Genomic DNA, 2,019 nt, shown 5'->3' with positions numbered 1-2,019 from the left:
CTCCGTCTCCGAGGAGCGCGAGGACCCGTACCGCGTCACCGTCACCCCGCGCCGCCTGGAGCGCCAGCTCCGCTGGCTGCGCCGGCGCGGGCTGCGCGGCGTCTCCGTCGCCGAACTCCTCGCCGCCCGCGCCGCCGGGCGCGGCGCGGGACTCGTCGGCCTCACCTTCGACGACGGCTACGCCGACTTCCTCTCCCACGCCGTCCCCCTCCTGCACCGGCACGGCTGCACCGCCACCGTCTTCGCCCTCCCCGGCCGCCTCGGCGGCGACAACGCCTGGGACCCGCTCGGCCCCCGCAAACCCCTCCTCACCGCCGCCGGACTGCGCCGCGTGCGCGCCGAGGGCATGGAACTCGCCGCGCACGGCCTCACGCACGTCGATCTCACCCGCGCCGACGACGCGACCCTGCGCGCCGAGACCGCCGGGGCCCGCTCCCGCCTCACCGCGCTCACCGGCACGCCCGTCGACGGCTTCTGCTACCCGTACGGGACCCTCGACGCCCGCGCCATGGACGCCGTGCGCGCCGCCGGCTACCGCTACGCCTGCGCCATCGACCCCGGCGGCCTCACCGGCCCCTACGCCCTGCCGCGCGTCCACGTCGGCAGCCGCGACACCGCGCCGCTCCTCGCCCTCAAACGGCGCCTGCACGCCCGCCGCCGCCCCACCGCGCTCACCACCCTCCCGTACGCGCCCCTCGCGCCCGAGGAGGCGGCCCGCGTATGAGCACCGCGCACGAGCCGCGCCCCGGCACGCGCGACGCGGCCCGGCCCACGGCGCCCGGCCCCGCCGGGCCCCGCGTCCTGCACGTCATCACCGGCCTCGGCGTCGGCGGCGCCGAGCAGCAACTGCGGCTCCTCGTCCCGCGTCTCACCGCCACCAGCGAGGTCCTCACCCTCACCCACCCCGGCCCGCTCGCCACCGCCCTGCGCGCCGACGGCATCCCCGTGCACCACCTCGGCATGGGCGGCAACCGCGACCTGACCGCCCTGCCCCGCCTCGTGCGGCACGTGCGCGCGGGCCGCTACGACCTCGTGCACACCCACCTCTACCGCGCCTGCCTCTACGGCCGGATCGCCGCCCGCCTCGCGGGCGTGCGCGCCGTCGTCGCCACCGAGCACTCCCTCGGCGACACCGGGATCGAGGGCCGCCCCCTCACCCCCGGCGTGCGCGCCCTGTACCTCGCGGGCGAACGCCTCGGCACCGCGACCGTCGCCGTCTCCGACACCGTCGCCGAACGCCTCACCCGCTGGGGCGTCCCCGACAGCCGCGTCCACGTCGTCCCCAACGGCATCGACGCCGCCGCCTTCGCCCACGACCCGGACCTGCGCGCCACCGCGCGCGCCGCGCTCGGCATCCCCGGGCACGCGCACGTCCTCGCCGGGGCGGGCCGCCTCGTCCCCGGCAAACGCTTCGCCGCGCTCGTTCAGGCCCTCGCCCTCCTCCCCGCCGACCACCACCTCGTCCTCGCCGGCGGCGGTCCCGAGGAGTCCGCCCTGCGCGCCCTGACCGCGCGCCTGGGCCTCGCGGACCGCGTCCACCTGACGGGCGAGCAGGACCCGCACGGACTGCGCGCGCTGCTCTGCGCCGCCGACGTCTTCCTCTCGCCCTCCGCCGACGAAGCCTTCGGGCTCGCCGTCATCGAAGCGCTCGCCGCCGGGCTCCCCGTGCTCTACGCGCGCTGCCCGGCCCTGGAGGACCTGCCCCCCGAGTCCGCGCCGGCCCAGCGCGTCGGCGGATCACCGGCCGCGCTCGCCGAAGCCGTCCGCTGGGGCCGCGCCACCGGGCACGGGCGCGGACTCCCGCCCGGCGAGCGCTTCCCCGTCCCCGCCGCCGTGCGCCACTACGCCGTCGAGCGCTCCGCCGCCCTCCTCGACACCGTCTACCGCCACGCCCTCACCCAGGCCGCGACGCCCGCCGCCGCCCGCCCCCCGCGCCCGCGCGCCCCCCACCCGAACCGCACGAAAGCGAACACGCCGTGAGCACCAGCCCCGCCAGCACCCCGGGCAGCCCGAACCCCG

At 79.0% G+C, this 2,019-nt stretch carries 2 protein-coding genes; both read left to right on the top strand.

The window, feature by feature from the left end:
• Window positions 1-724: polysaccharide deacetylase family protein (locus tag SSBG_RS12075; protein WP_008746413.1), on the top strand; the 724-nt coding region annotated here is incomplete at its 5' end.
• Window positions 721-1,980 (top strand): glycosyltransferase, encoded by a 1,260-nt coding sequence (locus tag SSBG_RS12070; RefSeq protein ID WP_008746412.1) that lies wholly within the window; start codon window positions 721-723, stop codon window positions 1,978-1,980. The genes SSBG_RS12075 and SSBG_RS12070, both read left to right, overlap by 4 nt.
• The last annotated feature ends 39 nt before the right edge of the window (window positions 1,981-2,019 follow it).

This window comes from Streptomyces sp. SPB074 (assembly GCF_000154905.1).
GTDB lineage: Bacteria > Actinomycetota > Actinomycetes > Streptomycetales > Streptomycetaceae > Streptomyces.
Note: the sequence above shows the minus strand (reverse complement) of the source record. Positions and strands in the feature narration are given on the sequence as shown.